This window comes from Streptomyces sp. NRRL F-5123, assembly GCF_000721495.1.
GTDB lineage: Bacteria > Actinomycetota > Actinomycetes > Streptomycetales > Streptomycetaceae > Actinacidiphila.
This window is the reverse complement of record NZ_JOHY01000034.1, coordinates 51,315-66,631: the sequence shown is the minus strand read 5'-3', so window position 1 is coordinate 66,631 and position 15,317 is coordinate 51,315. Positions and strand designations below refer to the sequence as shown.

Sequence of the window (15,317 nt, the reverse complement as noted above, 5' to 3'; positions counted from 1 at the left end):
GGGGCCACTTGTCCGCCGGGTCACACGGTGGGCGATTGGCGCACGACCGGCTGCGAATGCCCGAGGTTCGGGTGTACCTTTGCATTCGCAACCATATTTGCACCTGCAATCCGGATTGACCCGCTGCGGACGACAACCGACCACCAGCGAGAGGCGGTGCACCGTGACCACCACCCCCGACCCCGACGGGCACCCCACGGCCACCGCCGCACGTATCACCAGCCAGGTGACAAAGGATGGGGCGAACAATCATGACCAGGTGGGCACTCCAGCGCTACACCACCGCCGAGATCTGGCTCCGCACCCGCACGGAGAGTGCGACCGAACGCCTCTCGGCCCGTCTGACCGCCCGCTCGGACCGCGGCCAGACGTCGTTCGAGTACCTCGGGATCGCGGTGGTGATCGCGGTGATCATCGGGGTGCTGGCGACCACCAGCATCGGCGACGCCATCCAGAAGGCGATTCTCAAGTCCATCCGCAAGATCTCCGGCGGCGGCAAGTAGCAGCGGGCCTGCGGGGGGACGACGGCCAGACGGTCGGGATCTACATCGTGGCCCTGACGGCGCTCTTCTTCCTGGCGTTCGCCTACTTCGCAGTGGGACAGGCGGCGGTGTCCAGGAACACGACGCAGACGGCGGCGGATGCCGCCGCGCTCGCCGCGGCGCGCGAGGGCAGGGACGCGCTGCACGACGCTGTGCTGACCGCTCTCGGTTCCGGAGATCCGCAGGCGCTCAAGGCGCTGCTCGCGCACTCGCCGCAGGACGTCGCCGCCGCGTGCGGCAAGGCTTCCGCCTTCGCCGCGGACAACGGCGCCGAGGTGGACGACTGCGGTCTCGCTCCCGGCGCGGACTTCGGCTTCACGGTGAAGGTCACCTCGCGCTCGTCGGTGGGCAGTTCGGTGGTGAAGGGCAGCGAGGACGTCTACCCGACGGCCGAGGCGACGGCGGTGGTGGAACCGCGCTGCTCCCTCGACGGGCTCGACGGCACCGCCGTCCGGCTGGCCTGCGACCAGGGCAGCCTGACGGTCGATCCGACGGCGGGCGGGTTCGTACTCGACCTGTCGGCTCTCTACACGGTTCATCTGAGCAAGTGAGGCGGTCGGTCCAGCGGTGAGGGAACGGGGAACGATGAGGAAGCGGCACCAAGCGCCGCTCGCCGTGGCGCTGACGGCGACGGCGGCGGTCGTGCTGGCGGGCTGCGGCGGCGGATCGGGCGGCAACGACGACAAGCCCCCCGCGAAGTCGGACACGTCGGCCGCGAAAAGCGGCGGCAAGGCGACCGCGTCCGCGGGCGACACGCCCTCGGCCACGCCGACCACGGTGCTCGCCCAGGTCAAGGGGGAGGCGGGGATGACGATCACGATCAACTCGGCGAGTCGCGACTCCGGCGGCTTCGTCACCGTCCAGGGCACGGTCACCAACAACGGGGACGAAGCGTTCGACGCCGTCGACTGGCGCGGCCCGGAGACCGAACTGGTGCCCTCCGGTCCCTCCGTGGCGGGCGCCGTCCTCGTCGACCCAGCGGGGAAGAAGCGGTACTACGTCCTCCGGGACACCGGCGGGATGTGCCTGTGCACCATGGGCCTCGTCGACATCGAGCCCGAGGAGACCCGGCCCTTCTTCGCGCAGTTCCCGGCACCGCCGGAGACGACCACGCAGGTGGACTTCGAACTCCCCACCATGCCCCCCGCCAAAATCACCATCTCCGAGGGGTGATCCGTATGAAGCCCGCGGCGGCAGCCGCAAGCATCACGCTCAGCGTCGTCCTGCTGGCCGGCGGCACCGCCGTGGCCGTCGCGCCCGCGGCGGGCGCGGCCACCGCCGACACCGGGACGCCCACCGCGCCGCCCGCGGCCGGGGACGCGAGCCCGGGGGCGCCGGAGCACATCGACGCGGGCTCGCCGAACCTCCGGCTGCCCGAGGGGTCGAAGCTCGCGCCGGCGAAGGTGCTGGACATCGTGTCGGTGTCGGACGAGTCCTCGGTGGCCGCGGACCAGCCGGAGCAGCGCGAGGAGACGTCGAACGCGACGGTCACCTACGCGCTCCAGTCGGAGGTCGCCTTCGCGAAGAACAGCGCGAAGCTCTCCGCCGCGGCGACGTCCCGTATCCAGGCGATCGCGACGGACATCAACGCCCGGCACGTCACGTCACCCATCCGTGTCTTCGGATTCACGGACGACCTGGGGAGCAGCGAGCACGGTGTGACGCTCTCGCGACAGCGCGCACAGGCGGTCTACCAGGTGCTGGCCGCGGCACTCGCCGGCGCCGGTGACTCGTCCCACACATTTCAGGTCCGCGGCTACGGCGAGGACTATCCCATAGCGGACAATTCCACCGAATCCGGCCGCCAGCAGAACCGCCGCGTGGAAATCACCTTCACTCCTCCTGCCGCGTAACGTGCGGGATGCGGGCCGAGACGCGGTACGGTGTAACTCCCCCCCTCGGGCCGGTTCGCTCTCCCCCCCTGCGAACCGGCCCGTTTTCTTTGCCCGCTTCTTCGTCCGCGCGCCTCCCCGTCCCTCCGCCCTCCGCCCTCCGCCCTCCGCCCCCCGCTCAGCCGAAGGACGCGGCCCGCAGCGGGCGGTAGCCGAGGCCGAGGGAGCGGTAGAGGCGCAGGGCGGCGGTGTTGTCGTCGTCGACGACGAGCGCGGCCGTGCCGTACGCGGCGAGCGCTTCGGCGAGCACGAACGCGCACACCCGGCGGCCCAGCCCGCGCCCGCGCGCGGCCGGGGCGGTGGCGACGCCCGCGAGCAGGCCCACGGTGGGGGCGCACCAGGCGAGCGCCGCGACCGCGAGGGGCTCGCCGGAGTCCTCCGCCGGGACGCCGGCCCAGCGGTCGGCGGCGCCGGGGCGGCCGGGGTAGGCGTAGGAGTCGGGGAAGGCCTGGTCGAGCAGCGCGGTGACGCCGGGTGCGGCGGCGGGCGGCAGCCAGCGCGCGGAGCCGTCCGGCGGGACGGCGGGGGAGCCCGTGCGGTGCATCCAGCCGAAGCCGGCAGTGGGGCGCAGGGCGGGTTCGGCGTGCACGAGGGCGTCGACGAGACCCCGGTCGCCGAACAGGCGGTAGCCGCGGCCGACCTCTCCGGCGACGTCCCGCGCGAGGGGTATCGCCTCCGCGGGCGGTCCGGTCACCACGAGCCGGTCGCGCATCGACAGTCCGGGCGCGGCGACCGCGACGGCCGCTCCCCGCCGGAAAACCCGCGCGGTCTCGCGGTCACGCGCCGCCCAGCGGCACAGCTCGTCGTCGGAGGGAAGCGGGTCGTATGAGGCGATCTCGTCTGTGACGGCCGTTCCGGTGGCCGATCCGATGTGCATTCTGCATGCCTATCAGCCGGGCGGGGGAGCGTGCACGGTGGTTTGCCGCAATGTGAGACGGCGGTAACCGTCAGCGCCGCTGATCGTCAGCTCATCTTGCGCCTCTCGGCACCGGCACCGGCCCCGTCCCCCGCGCCGCCCTCTGTCCCCGTCCCGTTTTCCGCCACCACCTCGACCCGCACCCCGCGCCGCACCCCCCACCGCGCGAAAGCCCCGGCCTCCGCCTCCAGGACGTGCCGGGCCAGCAGGCGGGGGCGCCCGACCCGGCCGGGGGACATCGTGCGGACGGCGAGCACCCGCAGCCGGCGGTCGAGGTAGGCCACGTCGATCGCGAAGCGCATCCGCACCGTGTGCACGCTCGACGCCGGGGTGAGCAGCAGCGCGCCCTCGACGCCGTCCGCGCCGAGCAGGCCGCGGGTGCGGGCGCGGTAGGAGGCGGCGACGCGCAGCGGCACGTCGGCCTGCGGGGTGCGCAGGGTGGCGGCGCCGTCGCGCCAACGCCGGTGCATGGGCCCTCCCTCGGACTGCCGCCCGACCCCCGTCCCCCGGGGAGGGCCGGGCGTGTACGGTCGGCGTTCGTGCATGTCTATCCGATCGTGGCCGCGGCCGTATGGGGAATGGCGAGCGGGCTGCTGCTGCCGCGGGCCGCGCACCGGCTCGCGGTGCCGTCCGGGGAGCCGTGGGCCGCGGGCTGCCGCGCCGGGCACCCGCTGCCCGCCGGGCCGCGCGGCTGGGTGGGGCCCGCCCACTGCGCCGGGTGCGACGGCCCCGGGCGGATGTCCGCCGGGGGCCTGGCCCCGGCTGTGCTGTGCGGAGCGCTGTGCGCCGGGATCGCGGCGGTGGCCGGGGCGCACCCGGAGCTGGCGGTGTGGCTGCTGCTGGTGCCCGTGGGGCTGGCCCTCGCGCTGGTGGACCTGCGCGTCTTCCGGCTCCCCGACGTCCTGACGCTGCCCGCGCTGGGCGGTACGGCGGTGCTGCTGGGCGGCGCGGCGCTGCTGCCCTCGCACGAGGGGTCGTGGACGCGGGCGCTGCTGGGCGGCGCCGCGCTCGGCGTCCTCTATATGGTGCTCTTCCTCATCAACCCGGCGGGCATGGGCTTCGGCGACGTCAAGCTCGCCCCCACGCTGGGCCTGGCCCTCGGCTGGTACGGCTGGTCCGCCGTCGTCACCGGCACGCTCGCGGCCTTCCTGCTGGGCGCGGTCGTGGGCCTCGCCCTCCTGGCCACCGGCCGCGCCAACCGCAAGACCCCGATCCCCTTCGGCCCTTTCATGCTGATGGGCTCCGCGGTGGCCCTGCTCCTGACCTGACGCGCCGCGGCACCGCGCAGCCCGGCGGGGCCACCCCGTGGGGCACCCCGCCGGGCCGGGACGTCAGCCCCAGAGGTTGACGCCCTCGGGCTCGACGGCGTGGCGGTCGATCTCCGCCAGCTCTTCCGGGGTGAGGGGCGACGAGCCGACGGCGGCGACGTTCGCCTCCAGCTGGGCCACCGACGACGCGCCGATCAGCGCGGACGTGACCCGCGGGTCGCGCAGGACCCACGACAGCGCGAGCTGCGCGAGCGACTGGCCGCGGCCGGCCGCGACCTCGTTGAGGGCCCGCAGCCGCGCGATCGTCTCGTCGTTGACGAGCGAGGGGTCGAGCGACTTGCCCTGCGCCGCGCGCGAGCCCTGCGGGATGCCGCCGAGGTAGCGGTCGGTGAGCAGGCCCTGGGCGAGCGGCACGAAGCCGATGCAGCCCATGCCCTCCTCCTCCAGGACGTCGAGCAGCCCCTCCGTCTCGATCCACCGGTTGATCATCGAGTACGACGGCTGGTGGATGAGCGCGGGCACCCCCATGCCGCGCAGGATCCGCGCGGCCTCCCTGGTCTGCTCGGGGCCGTACGACGAGATGCCGACGTACAGCGCCTTGCCCTGCTGGACGGCGGACGCGAGCGCGCCCATCGTCTCCTCCAGCGGGGTCTCCGGGTCGAAGCGGTGGGAGTAGAAGATGTCGACGTAGTCCAGGCCCATGCGGCCCAGCGACTGGTCGAGCGAGGAGAGCAGGTACTTGCGCGAGCCCCATTCGCCGTACGGGCCGGGCCACATGTCGTAGCCGGCCTTGGTGGAGATGACCAGCTCGTCGCGGTAGGGGCGGAAGTCCTGGGCGAAGAGGGTGCCGAAGTTGGCCTCGGCGCCGCCGTAGGGCGGTCCGTAGTTGTTGGCGAGGTCGAAGTGCGTGACGCCGAGGTCGAAGGCGCGGCGCAGGATCGCGCGCTGCGAGTCGAGGGTGCGGTCGTCGCCGAAGTTGTGCCACAGGCCGAGCGAGATCGCGGGCAGCTTGAGCCCGCTGCGGCCGGTCCTGCGGTACTCCATGCCGGCGTAGCGCTCGTCGGCGGCGCGGTAGAGGTTTCTGATGTTCACGGGTTCTCCCTATCACGGCCGGTTTAACCGCTTACTGTGCGGTGCCATCTGGTCGTACGTGCCGTCCGGGGGCCGCGGCCGCGCCGCCACCCGGTTCGTCCGGACGGCCTTTCGGGCAGTACCCTGGCGCCCGGCGACGATGCGCAGGAGGGGCTGGTACGCGATGAAGCTGCGCGACCTGGTGTACGGGCTGTACTCCCGCAGGGTGGAGCGCCGGCTCGACGTGGCGCAGGCCCCCAAGCACATCGGTGTGATCCTCGACGGCAACCGGCGCTGGGCGAAGGCGGCCGGCGGCACCGCGGAGCAGGGTCACCAGGCGGGCGCGGACAAGATCGCCGAGATGCTGGGCTGGTGCGAGGAGACCGGTGTCGAGGTGGTCACGCTGTGGCTGCTGTCCACCGACAACTTCGACCGCCCGCAGGAGGAGCTCGTCCCGCTGCTGGGCATCATCGAGGACTGCGTCGCGGGCCTGGCGGCGACCGGCCGCTGGCGGGTGCACCACGTGGGCACGATGGACCTGCTGCCGGACCGTACGGCCGCGGTGCTGAAGGAGGCCGAGCAGGACACCCACGGCATCGACGGCCTGCTGGTGAACGTCGCCGTCGGCTACGGCGGCCGGCAGGAGATCGCCGACGCGGTGCGTTCGCTGCTGTACGAGCACGCGAGCCGCGGCACCACGATCGAGGACCTCGCCGAGATCCTGGACGTCGAGCACATCTCGGAGCACCTCTACACCCGCGGCCAGCCGGACCCCGACCTGGTGATCCGCACCTCGGGCGAGCAGCGGCTGTCCGGTTTCATGCTCTGGCAGAGCGCGCACTCCGAGTACTACTTCTGCGAGGTCTTCTGGCCCGCCTTCCGCAAGGTGGACTTCCTGCGGGCGCTGCGCGACTACGCCGCCCGGCACCGCCGCTACGGCGCGTAACCGGCGGGCATCCCTCCGCTGACCAGGACAAAAACGGCTGTTGTGGTCGGGACGTGCGGAGTTACCGTGACATCTGTCGCGACCGGCCCGGCGCCGCGGCGCCGGTGAGCGGACCGTGACCGGATCATGACCGTCGGATGACTGTCATATGCATCCGCATGGGTACCGGATTTCCAGGGCATACCACTGGCAGACCGGCATCCGGCCAGCGGCTGCCGGATTGCAGCCTCACCTCTCCCCGAGGGGGTTCGTCCACACGTGGTGACCAGCAAGAATCGCCGTGTTCACGACCGGCGCACGTACGTACTCGACACCAGCGTGCTGCTCGCAGACCCCAATGCCTTCACCCGATTCGACGAGCACGAGGTCGTGCTCCCGGTCGTCGTGGTGACGGAGTTGGAGGCCAAGCGCCACCACCCCGAGCTGGGGTACTTCGCCCGCCAGGCCCTGCGGTTGCTCGACGAGCTCCGGATCCGCCACGGACGGCTGGACGCGCCGATCCCGATCGGCGACTTCGGTGGCACGCTCCGCGTCGAGCTGAACCACTCCGATCCCGGGGTCCTCCCCGCGGGTTTCCGGCTCGGTGACAACGACTCGCGGATCCTCGCCGTCGCCCGCAACCTCCAGGCCGAGGGGTACGACGTCACCGTCGTCTCCAAGGACCTGCCGCTGCGGGTCAAGGCGTCCTCCGTCGGCCTGCTGGCCGAGGAGTACCGCGCGGAGCTGGCGATCACCTCCGGCTGGACGGGCATGGCCGAGCTGCTGGTGGGCGCCGAGGACGTGGACGCGCTGTTCGCGCAGGAGTCGATCGTGCTCCCGGAGGCGACCGAACTGCCCGTGCACACCGGCCTGGTGCTCCAGTCCGAGCGCGGCAAGGCGCTGGGCCGGGTCACCGCCGACGGGCGCGTGAAGCTCGTGCGCGGCGACCGGGAGGCGTTCGGCATCCACGGCCGCAGCGCCGAGCAGCGCGTCGCCCTGGATCTGCTGCTGGACCCGGAGATCGGCATCGTCTCGATGGGCGGCCGGGCCGGCACGGGCAAGTCCGCGCTCGCGCTGTGCGCGGGCCTGGAGGCCGTGCTGGAGCGCCGCCAGCACCGCAAGGTGATGGTCTTCCGGCCGCTGTACGCGGTGGGCGGCCAGGAGCTGGGCTACCTGCCGGGCACCGAGGCCGAGAAGATGAGCCCGTGGGCGCAGGCGGTCTTCGACACGCTGTCCGCGGTCACCTCCAAGGAGGTCATCGAGGAGGTCGTGGCCCGCGGCATGCTGGAGGTGCTGCCGCTCACCCACATCCGCGGCCGTTCGCTGCACGACGCGTTCGTGATCGTCGACGAGGCGCAGTCGCTGGAGCGAAACGTGCTGCTGACGGTGCTCTCCCGCGTCGGCTCCGGCTCGCGGGTCGTCCTGACCCACGACGTGGCGCAGCGCGACAACCTGCGGGTGGGGCGGTACGACGGCGTGGTGGCCGTGGTCGAGAAGCTGAAGGGACACCCGCTGTTCGCCCACGTGACGCTCACGCGTTCCGAACGGTCCCCCATCGCCGCCCTCGTGACGGAGATGCTGGAGGACGGCGTCGGCTGAGCCGTCGCGGCGGGCCGGCCGCTGACGCGGTCTTCCTGCGGCCTCCGTACGGCCGTTGGTCCCGTTTGGCCCGCATCTGAGCGGAAGTGAAGCTGCTGCGCCCCGCGAAAGGGGCGCAGCAGCCTAGCGTTTCACCGCTTCCGCGTCCGGAAATCGGCGCGCATTAGCCGATGTGAGCTTTGCCACTCAACCGGAAATTGCCGCGCGGCGTCTGCGTACGGCAGGGTGTGAGGCTGTCAGGCCCCGCTCATGGCACGCCCCTACCCCTCGGGGAACGGGTTCGCACCACCGGACAAGTCAACATCGACCGCCATGAGCCGCCCGAGCACCACGCGAATCCGCTACGGACTTCGCACCGGGCCAGACCCCCGTGACCGACCGGCCCGTACGGCGGACCGGACCAGGGGGCAGCGCCAGGGGCACGATTTCGTCCGTGCGGTCACCAAGCGGGCGATGCCGGAAGGAAACCGTGTGAGCCGGATCTCGGTCCGGGGATTCGCGGTGGCGTCAGCCACTGCGGTCACCACTGTGGGCGCCGTCGTGGGCGTCGCGTCGGGCGCCGATCAGGGCGGGTCCAACGAACCCGTCGAGGCTGCCGGGACGACGACCCTCCTCGCAGACATCCCGGCTGGACAGCAGGTCCAGCAGGCGTCGTTGACTGAGCAGGTACAGGCCCAGTCGGACGCTGCCGACGCGCATGCGCGGCAGGGCGCGGAGCAGGCAGCCCGCGTGCAGGCGGCCAAGGACGCGGCGGCGAAGAAGAAGATCGCGGACGCGGCTGCGGAGAAGGAGCGGCTCAAGAAGCTCGCCGCAGGCAAGGGCAACCCCGACGCCAGCTTCCCGACCCAGGCGACGTACACCATCGCCGAGGTCAAGGCGATGGCCAAGCAGATCGTCGGGAGCGGCCAGTACGCGTGCTTCTCCAACATCGTGTCGCACGAGAGCGGCTGGCGTTACACCGCCCAGAACCCCTCGTCGAGCGCCTACGGCCTCGTCCAGGCTCTGCCCGGCTCCAAGATGGCCTCCGCGGGCGCCGACTGGCGCACGAACCCGGCCACCCAGATCAAGTGGGGCCTGAACTACATGAACTCGCGCTACGGCAGCCCGTGCGAGGCCTGGTCCTTCTGGCAGGTCAACCACTACTACTAGGCCGCTGATACTGGGCCGCCGCGCCGAGGCGCACGGAATTCCACGGAACCCCCGGGCCGTTACGGTCCCGGGGGTTCCGTGCGTCCGCGGCCGGCCGCCGTCGACGGCGGTCGCCCGCTTTCATCGGTGTTCATCCGTACTTGTCGGCGTGTTCCCCCATCCGGGTGCGGGTCTGCAGCAAAGGCAACCCCAAGGGCAGGTAACGTCGTCCTGCACAGCGGGTCCACAACGACGTGTCGAGGGGGGCGGGGAGCGATGGCCGAGAAGCGCAACTGGAGTACCGCGCTCGCAGCCGGGCTGGCGGGACTCGCGGGCCGGCTGGAAGAGCGGCACGCCAGGGTCACCGCCCGCGAGGCCGAGCACGACGCCGCCCTCTCCGTGCTGGCCCCGGCCGCCGAACAGGCCGCCCCCGCCCCGGCCCCGGAAGCCGCCCCAACTCCCGTGCCAGGCACGGGCTCAGGCTCGGACTCGGACTCGGACTCGGGTGCGGAACGGGGTTCGGGTCGTGGTCCGGACGGACCGTCGGCCGATCCGGGGGCCGAAGCCGCCGCCGCGCCCGCGGCGGAGCCTGCCGCGGCGAGACCCGTGGCCGCCGCGATCCCCGGACAGCGGGCGGCCGCGGCCCCGCCGGGAGACCCGGCGGCGATGGTGCCGTGGAGCATGCGGGTCGCCGCCGAGATCGGGTGGCGGCTGCTGATCCTCGCCGGCACGGTGTGGGTGCTGATGCGGGTCATCGGCGCGGTGCGCCTGGTGGTGCTCGCCTTCGCCGCCGCACTGCTCATCACCGCGCTGTTGCAGCCGTTCGTGGCCCGGCTCAAGCGGATGGGGGTGCCGCGCGGGCTGGCCACGGCCATGGTGTTCATCGGCGGGTTCGTCGTCATGGGCCTGGTCGGCTGGTTCGTCGTCTGGCAGGTGATGGACAACGTCGACAACCTGTCCAGCAGCCTTCAGGACGGTATCGCCGAGGGCAAGAAGTGGCTGCTCAACAGCCCCTTCCATGTCACGGACGACCAGATCAACAACATAGCGAAGAACCTGAGCGACGCCATCGGCTCCAACTCCAAGGCGCTCACCGACGCCGGGCTCGAAGGCGTCACCGTCATAGTCGACCTGCTCACCGGCATGCTGCTGGCGATGTTCAGCACGCTCTTCCTGCTCTACGACGGCCCCAACATCTGGAAGTGGGTGCTGCGGCTCTTCCCGGAGGCCGCGCGCGACGGGCTCGCCGGCGCCGGCCCGCGCGCCTGGCGGACGCTGACGCTGTACGTGCGGGGCACGGTCATCGTCGCGCTGATCGACGCGATCTGCATCGGCATCGGCATCTTCTTCCTCGGCGTGCCGATGGCCGTGCCGCTCGCGGTGGTCATCTTCCTGTCCTCCTTCGTCCCGCTCGTCGGCGCGGTCGCCTCCGGCTTCATCGCCGTGGTCGTCGCGCTGGTGACGGAGGGCCCGTTCATAGCGCTGATGGTGCTCGCGGTCGTGCTCGCCGTCCAGCAGATCGAGGGCCACATCCTGCAGCCCTTCATCCTGGGCCGCGCGGTCCGCGTCCACCCCCTCGCGGTCGTCCTCTCCGTGGCGGCGGGGTCGCTCGTCGCGGGTATCGGGGGTGCTGTCGTGGCGGTCCCCCTCGTCGCCGTGAGCAACACGGTGGTGGGCTACCTCCGCGCGTACGCGCGCGACCGCGCCGCCGTCCCCCCTGCTTCTCCCCTTGCGGCGGCGCCTCCCGCCCCGGCCGAGCCCGAGCCCGCTCCGGACCCCGCGTAGGGGCCGTGCCCCTCGGCCCCTACGCGACAGGGAAGCCCGCTACTCGACGCGGAGGCCGTCGGGCCTCATCAGCCTCCACAGGAGGGGGAGGCTGAGCAGAGTCACCCCCAGGACGACGGCGGAGCCGATCGCGGCCATGGACAACACGTCCGCCCAGTCCATCCGGAAGGGCCGGGCGACCATCGCCAGCAGCGCCGCCCCCAGGCCGACCCCGCCCGCCACGGCGAGGGCGAGGCCGATGACGACCGGCACCGCGGTCTGCCACAGCACCGACCAGGCCAGCGCCGAGCGCTTCGTGCCGAAGGCCACCAGCACGGCCAGCAGCTTCTTCCGCTCCCGCAGCTGCTCCAGCATGGTCACCAGCAGGCTCGCCCCGATGAGCACCAGGGTGAGGGTCGCACCGGCGAACAGGCCACGGCGCAGCTGGGTGTAGGCGGTCTTGGAGGTGGTGCCGTGGATGTCGCTGGCGTAGGCGTCGAGTCCGAAGCGCGCGGTGGTGTTGCGGACGTACTCGACCGCGTCCGGCGTCCGGTCGTCGAGGTTGACGAACATCTCGGCGTACGACGTGGACAGCCACGTGTCGTCGATGACGCCGGGGACGGTGAAGATGCCCCACATCCGGCCGCCGAGCGGGTCGGTGCGGGAAGCGACCGTGCGGGCGCCGGCCGGGATCGTCCACAGCCGGGGGTTGCCGGTGTAGCGGTCGGAGTAGTCGGTGTTGAGGTCGACGCGCGCGCCGGGCGTGACGTAGCCGGCGGAGGTGCGGTTCTCCCCGGCGGGCGGCGCCACGAGGTAGACGCTGTGCGGGCCGCAGTCCTTGCCGATCGCCGCGAAGTTGCGCAGGCTCGCGCAGTCGGCGACGGTCAGCGAGACGGTGTCCGCGCTCAGCGCGTCACCGCTGAGCTTGTACGCGTCGGGCCGGTTGACGCTCGCGCTGGTGTAGCCGGTGGCGTCGCGGACGCCCTTGGTGGCGGCGAGCTGCCGGATGTCCTGTGCGGTGGTGCGGGGGCCCGCGCCCCAGTCGTCCACCTCCACCTGCGCCCGTGCGGTGTCGGCGCCGGTGTCGGACACGAAGTCGCCGTCCACGGCGTGGAAGAGCATCTGCAGCGCGATGGCGCCGGCGACGGCCACCGTCACCCCGCTGACCATGCGCCCGGCCGAGCCGCTGCTCAACTGGAGCCGCCGGGTGGCCAGTTGCCAGGAGACCGGGCCGCCGCGCAGCCGTCCGACCGCGGTCTCGACGAGCCACGGCAGCACCGCGGTCACCCCGACGAGCAGCAGGACCGCACCGGTCGCGACCTGGTACTCGTTGACCGACGCGTCGCCCCTGACCTTGCCGAACAGTGGGGCGAGCATCGCCAGGCCGACCGCCGGGATGGCGATCCGCCACCACACCCGGCGCGGCCTCCCGAGCCCGTCGCGGAAGACGCCGAGCGGTTCGATGGCGGTGCGCCGCAGGCTCAGCAGCGTGATGGCGACCGCGGCGGCCGGCACCGCCAGGACGATCAGCACCGTCAGCAGCGGGTCCGGTGCGAGGTCGGAGGGGAAGGCGGAGATGTCCCGGATGGTGATGTACGTCGCCAACTGCCGGGCGCCCAGGAAGAACCCGACGCCCACCAGCACCCCGAGGAGGGTCCCGAGCAGCGCCTCGCCCGCCGCGATGCGCCGGGTGGCGTGGATGTCGGCGCCGACCAGCCGCAGCGCCGCGAGCCGCCGGTCGCGGCGCTCGCCGCCGAGCCGGGTCGCGGTGGCGACGAAGACCCCGACCGGCAGCAGCAGCACGATCACGACCATGATCAGCAGCAGCGTGAAGACCGGCCCCAGCACCTCGGAGTTGCTGTGGGCGCCGTAGCGGGCCATCCGGTCGGCGTTGCCGGTCCGCCCGCTCGCGTCGTGGGCGAGGAGTTTGTCGCTGCCCGCGTAGTAGTACAGCTCGGCGGGCCCCATGAGCCCGGCCTTGCCGATGGTGCCGGTGATCTCGTACGGGATGCGCTCGCGCAGGATCGGTTCGTGCGCCAGCAGCTTCTTCAGCGCGGGGGAGGCGACCATCTCGCCGGGCCGCGGTATCGCCGTGACGCCCGGCGGGGTCGGGGCGTGCGGGCCGTCCGGCGCGACGAGAACACCGGTGATCTGGTCGCCGCGGAAGGTGGTGCTCTCGTCGGCGAGCAGGAAGGTGCGGTCGCTCGGCTCGAGGTGCTCGCCGACGGAGAGGGTGTCGCGGGCGACGCGGCGCTGGTCGCGGGTGTGCATCATGGCCGGTACGGCCGCCGCGAGCAGCAGCAGCGCCACGCCGAGCCCGACGCCGACCGCGGTCAGCACGGTGCGGGTCCAGCCCTCGCGCCCGCCGCCGGCGGCGAAGCGGGCGCCGAGCAGCAGGTCGTGCGCCCAGCCGCGCAGCCCGGCGCGCGGCCGGTCGGCGTCCGAGGAGCCGGCGGGGCCGTGCGCGGCGGCGGGGCCGTGCGGGGCGGTGGGGCCGTGCGGGGCGCGGGCAGTGGCGTCGAAACCGGCGAAGGGCTCGCGCGGTCGTGGGGAGCCGCTCATGACACGCGGTCCAGGTCGCGCGACTTGCCGTCCCGTACGACGATCTCCCGGTCGGAGTACGCGGCGACCCGCGCCTCGTGCGTGACCAGGACGACGGCGGCGCCGGTGTCGTGCGCGGCCGCGGTCAGCAGCCGCATGACGCGCTCGCCGTTGAGGGAGTCCAGCGCGCCGGTCGGCTCGTCGGCGAAGACCACCCGTGGCCCGCCGACCAGTGCGCGGGCCACGGCGACACGCTGCCCCTGGCCGCCGGAGATCTCACCCGGCCGCTGGCCCGCGACGTCGTCGACCTCCAGCCGCTCCAGCCAGCGCGCCGCCTCGGCCTCGGCGTCCTTGCGGCGCCGCCCGCCGAGCCGCAGCGGTATCGCGACGTTCTCCAGGCATGTCAGTTCGGGCACCAGCTGCCCGAACTGGAAGACGAAGCCGAAGTCCGTACGGCGCAGGGCGCTGCGGGCGCCGTCCGACATGGCCGACAGCGCCTGCCCGCGATAGCGGACCTCGCCGGAGTCGGGCCGGACGATGCCGGCCAGGCAGTGCAGCAGCGTCGACTTGCCCGAGCCGGACGGGCCCATGACGGCGACGACCTCGCCCGCCCGTACCGACATGTCGGCGCCGTCCAGCGCGGGCGTGCGGCCGTAGGCCTTGTGCAGGTCGCGGGCCAGCAGCAGCGGCTCGGCGGCCGGTCGGGCGCCGTCGCCCGTGGTGGGGGAGTACGTCACCGGGTCACCTCCGCGGCGAGTTCGTCGAGCCGCGCGGCGGTCAGTTCCAGCCAGCGCAGGTCGGCTTCCAGATGGAAGAGGGCGTGGTCGCAGATGAGCTGGTCGGCGAGGTCGCCGGTGCCCTTGCGGCGGGTCAGCTCGCGCATCAGGCGCAGGTGTTCGGCGCGCTGGGTGTCCAGCAGGTCGGCGGCCGGGCGGCCGGTGAGCAGCGCCAGGACGACCTTGGTGTAGAGGGTCGTCTGGAGGTACGGCTCGGGCTTCTCGGGCTGCGCGAGCCACGCGGCGACATCGGTGATCCCGGCGTCGGTGATGGCGTACCGCTTGCGCTCGGGCCCGCCGCCGGGCTCGATGCCGTCGACCTCGACGAGCCCGTTGCGCAGCAGCCGGGCCATGGTCGAGTAGACCTGCCCGTACGCGAGGGGGCGGTCGTGTCCGAAGCGTTCGTCGAAGGCGCGCTTGAGGTCGTAACCGTGGCGCGGGCCGGACTCCAGAAGTCCGAGCAGGGCATGGCCGATTGACATGCGGAGCACACTACACCACGCGTATACATCGTGTGTATACGCACGGGGGATAATCACCCCGAAGGGAATACCGGCTGGTCAGGAGGGTGCGGGCGGATCCTCGGGAGAGGTGTCACGGGGCGGACGGCCGCGGCGCGGAATCGGCCGGGCGGACAGTGGCAGCCGCCCGGCCTCGCCCAGCGCGCGCCGCAGCAGGAACTCGATCTGCGCGTTGGTGCTGCGCAGCTCGGCCGCCGCCCAGGCCGCGACGGCGTCGTGGACGGCCGGGTCGAGCCGCAGCAGCACCTGCTTGCGGGCCCGGCGGGCGGCCGCCCCCGTCCCGGCCGCCCCCGTCCCCGCCCCGTTGCCGGCGGCCGCCGGCGTCTCGCTCTCGGCGGCCGCCTCCGCCTCGCCGGGCTCGGTCACCTTCGGTG

The 15,317-nt window shown here is 72.9% G+C and carries 16 protein-coding genes; 9 read left to right on the top strand and 7 right to left on the bottom strand.

Annotated elements, in window-relative coordinates:
* Positions 1-251: 251 nt before the first annotated feature.
* Genes IH54_RS0124330 through IH54_RS0124315 form a run of 4 tightly spaced genes read left to right on the top strand, consistent with a single transcriptional unit; the run spans position 252 to position 2,395 of the window.
* Entirely contained in the window at positions 252-503 is a 252-nt protein-coding gene (locus tag IH54_RS0124330; RefSeq protein WP_234343775.1) for a hypothetical protein, read from the top strand.
* An 8-nt stretch (positions 504-511) separates the two neighbouring features.
* A complete protein-coding gene (locus IH54_RS45660; RefSeq protein ID WP_031520562.1) occupies positions 512-1,093 on the top strand; it encodes a pilus assembly protein TadG-related protein in 582 nt (193 codons plus the stop codon).
* Between the two features lie 34 nt (positions 1,094-1,127).
* Positions 1,128-1,715: a hypothetical protein gene (locus IH54_RS0124320; protein ID WP_031520436.1), complete on the top strand. Its 588-nt coding sequence runs from the start codon at positions 1,128-1,130 to the stop codon at positions 1,713-1,715.
* A gap of 5 nt (positions 1,716-1,720) precedes the next feature.
* Positions 1,721-2,395 (top strand): OmpA family protein, encoded by a 675-nt coding sequence (locus IH54_RS0124315; RefSeq protein ID WP_043182067.1) that lies wholly within the window; start codon positions 1,721-1,723, stop codon positions 2,393-2,395.
* Positions 2,396-2,552: 157 nt separating this feature from the next.
* Here IH54_RS0124315 and IH54_RS40160 read toward each other — a convergent pair whose 3' ends face one another.
* Both IH54_RS40160 and IH54_RS0124305 read right to left on the bottom strand, forming a co-directional pair.
* Complete coding sequence (locus tag IH54_RS40160) at positions 2,553-3,311, bottom strand: GNAT family N-acetyltransferase (protein ID WP_234343773.1); 759 nt, start codon at positions 3,309-3,311, stop codon at positions 2,553-2,555.
* An 86-nt stretch (positions 3,312-3,397) separates the two neighbouring features.
* Positions 3,398-3,820, bottom strand: a complete 423-nt coding sequence (locus tag IH54_RS0124305) for a DUF192 domain-containing protein (RefSeq protein ID WP_043182064.1) — start codon at positions 3,818-3,820, stop codon at positions 3,398-3,400.
* A 69-nt stretch (positions 3,821-3,889) separates the two neighbouring features.
* On the opposite strand from IH54_RS0124305, the gene IH54_RS0124300 reads away from it, so the two are divergent.
* Positions 3,890-4,618 (top strand): prepilin peptidase, encoded by a 729-nt coding sequence (locus IH54_RS0124300; protein ID WP_031520428.1) that lies wholly within the window; start codon positions 3,890-3,892, stop codon positions 4,616-4,618.
* A gap of 63 nt (positions 4,619-4,681) precedes the next feature.
* Here IH54_RS0124300 and mgrA read toward each other — a convergent pair whose 3' ends face one another.
* Positions 4,682-5,710: an L-glyceraldehyde 3-phosphate reductase gene (mgrA, locus tag IH54_RS0124295; protein ID WP_031520426.1), complete on the bottom strand. Its 1,029-nt coding sequence runs from the start codon at positions 5,708-5,710 to the stop codon at positions 4,682-4,684.
* 163 nt (positions 5,711-5,873) lie between these two features.
* On the opposite strand from mgrA, the gene IH54_RS0124290 reads away from it, so the two are divergent.
* From IH54_RS0124290 to IH54_RS40155, 4 genes are all read left to right on the top strand, one after another.
* On the top strand, positions 5,874-6,635 hold the full coding sequence (locus IH54_RS0124290; RefSeq protein WP_031520425.1) for an isoprenyl transferase: 762 nt from the start codon (positions 5,874-5,876) through the stop codon (positions 6,633-6,635).
* 258 nt (positions 6,636-6,893) lie between these two features.
* Positions 6,894-8,213 (top strand): PhoH family protein, encoded by a 1,320-nt coding sequence (locus tag IH54_RS0124285; protein ID WP_031520423.1) that lies wholly within the window; start codon positions 6,894-6,896, stop codon positions 8,211-8,213.
* 453 nt (positions 8,214-8,666) lie between these two features.
* Positions 8,667-9,362 (top strand): transglycosylase SLT domain-containing protein, encoded by a 696-nt coding sequence (locus tag IH54_RS0124280; RefSeq protein ID WP_043182062.1) that lies wholly within the window; start codon positions 8,667-8,669, stop codon positions 9,360-9,362.
* A 255-nt stretch (positions 9,363-9,617) separates the two neighbouring features.
* Complete coding sequence (locus tag IH54_RS40155; protein WP_043182058.1) at positions 9,618-11,126, top strand: AI-2E family transporter; 1,509 nt, start codon at positions 9,618-9,620, stop codon at positions 11,124-11,126.
* Positions 11,127-11,165: 39 nt separating this feature from the next.
* Here IH54_RS40155 and IH54_RS0124270 read toward each other — a convergent pair whose 3' ends face one another.
* The 4 genes from IH54_RS0124270 to IH54_RS47065 all read right to left on the bottom strand — a co-directional run bounded on the left by IH54_RS0124270 (position 11,166) and on the right by IH54_RS47065 (position 15,309).
* Positions 11,166-13,667 (bottom strand): FtsX-like permease family protein, encoded by a 2,502-nt coding sequence (locus tag IH54_RS0124270; RefSeq protein WP_078862484.1) that lies wholly within the window; start codon positions 13,665-13,667, stop codon positions 11,166-11,168.
* Positions 13,664-14,383, bottom strand: coding sequence for an ABC transporter ATP-binding protein (locus IH54_RS0124265; RefSeq protein WP_199923450.1), 720 nt, complete (start codon positions 14,381-14,383; stop codon positions 13,664-13,666). The genes IH54_RS0124270 and IH54_RS0124265 overlap by 4 nt, the downstream gene beginning before the upstream one ends.
* A complete protein-coding gene (locus IH54_RS0124260) occupies positions 14,380-14,904 on the bottom strand; it encodes a PadR family transcriptional regulator (protein ID WP_031520413.1) in 525 nt (174 codons plus the stop codon). The genes IH54_RS0124265 and IH54_RS0124260 overlap by 4 nt, the downstream gene beginning before the upstream one ends.
* Before the next feature lie 78 nt (positions 14,905-14,982).
* Positions 14,983-15,309, bottom strand: a complete 327-nt coding sequence (locus IH54_RS47065; protein WP_234343770.1) for a hypothetical protein — start codon at positions 15,307-15,309, stop codon at positions 14,983-14,985.
* Positions 15,310-15,317 lie beyond the last annotated feature (8 nt).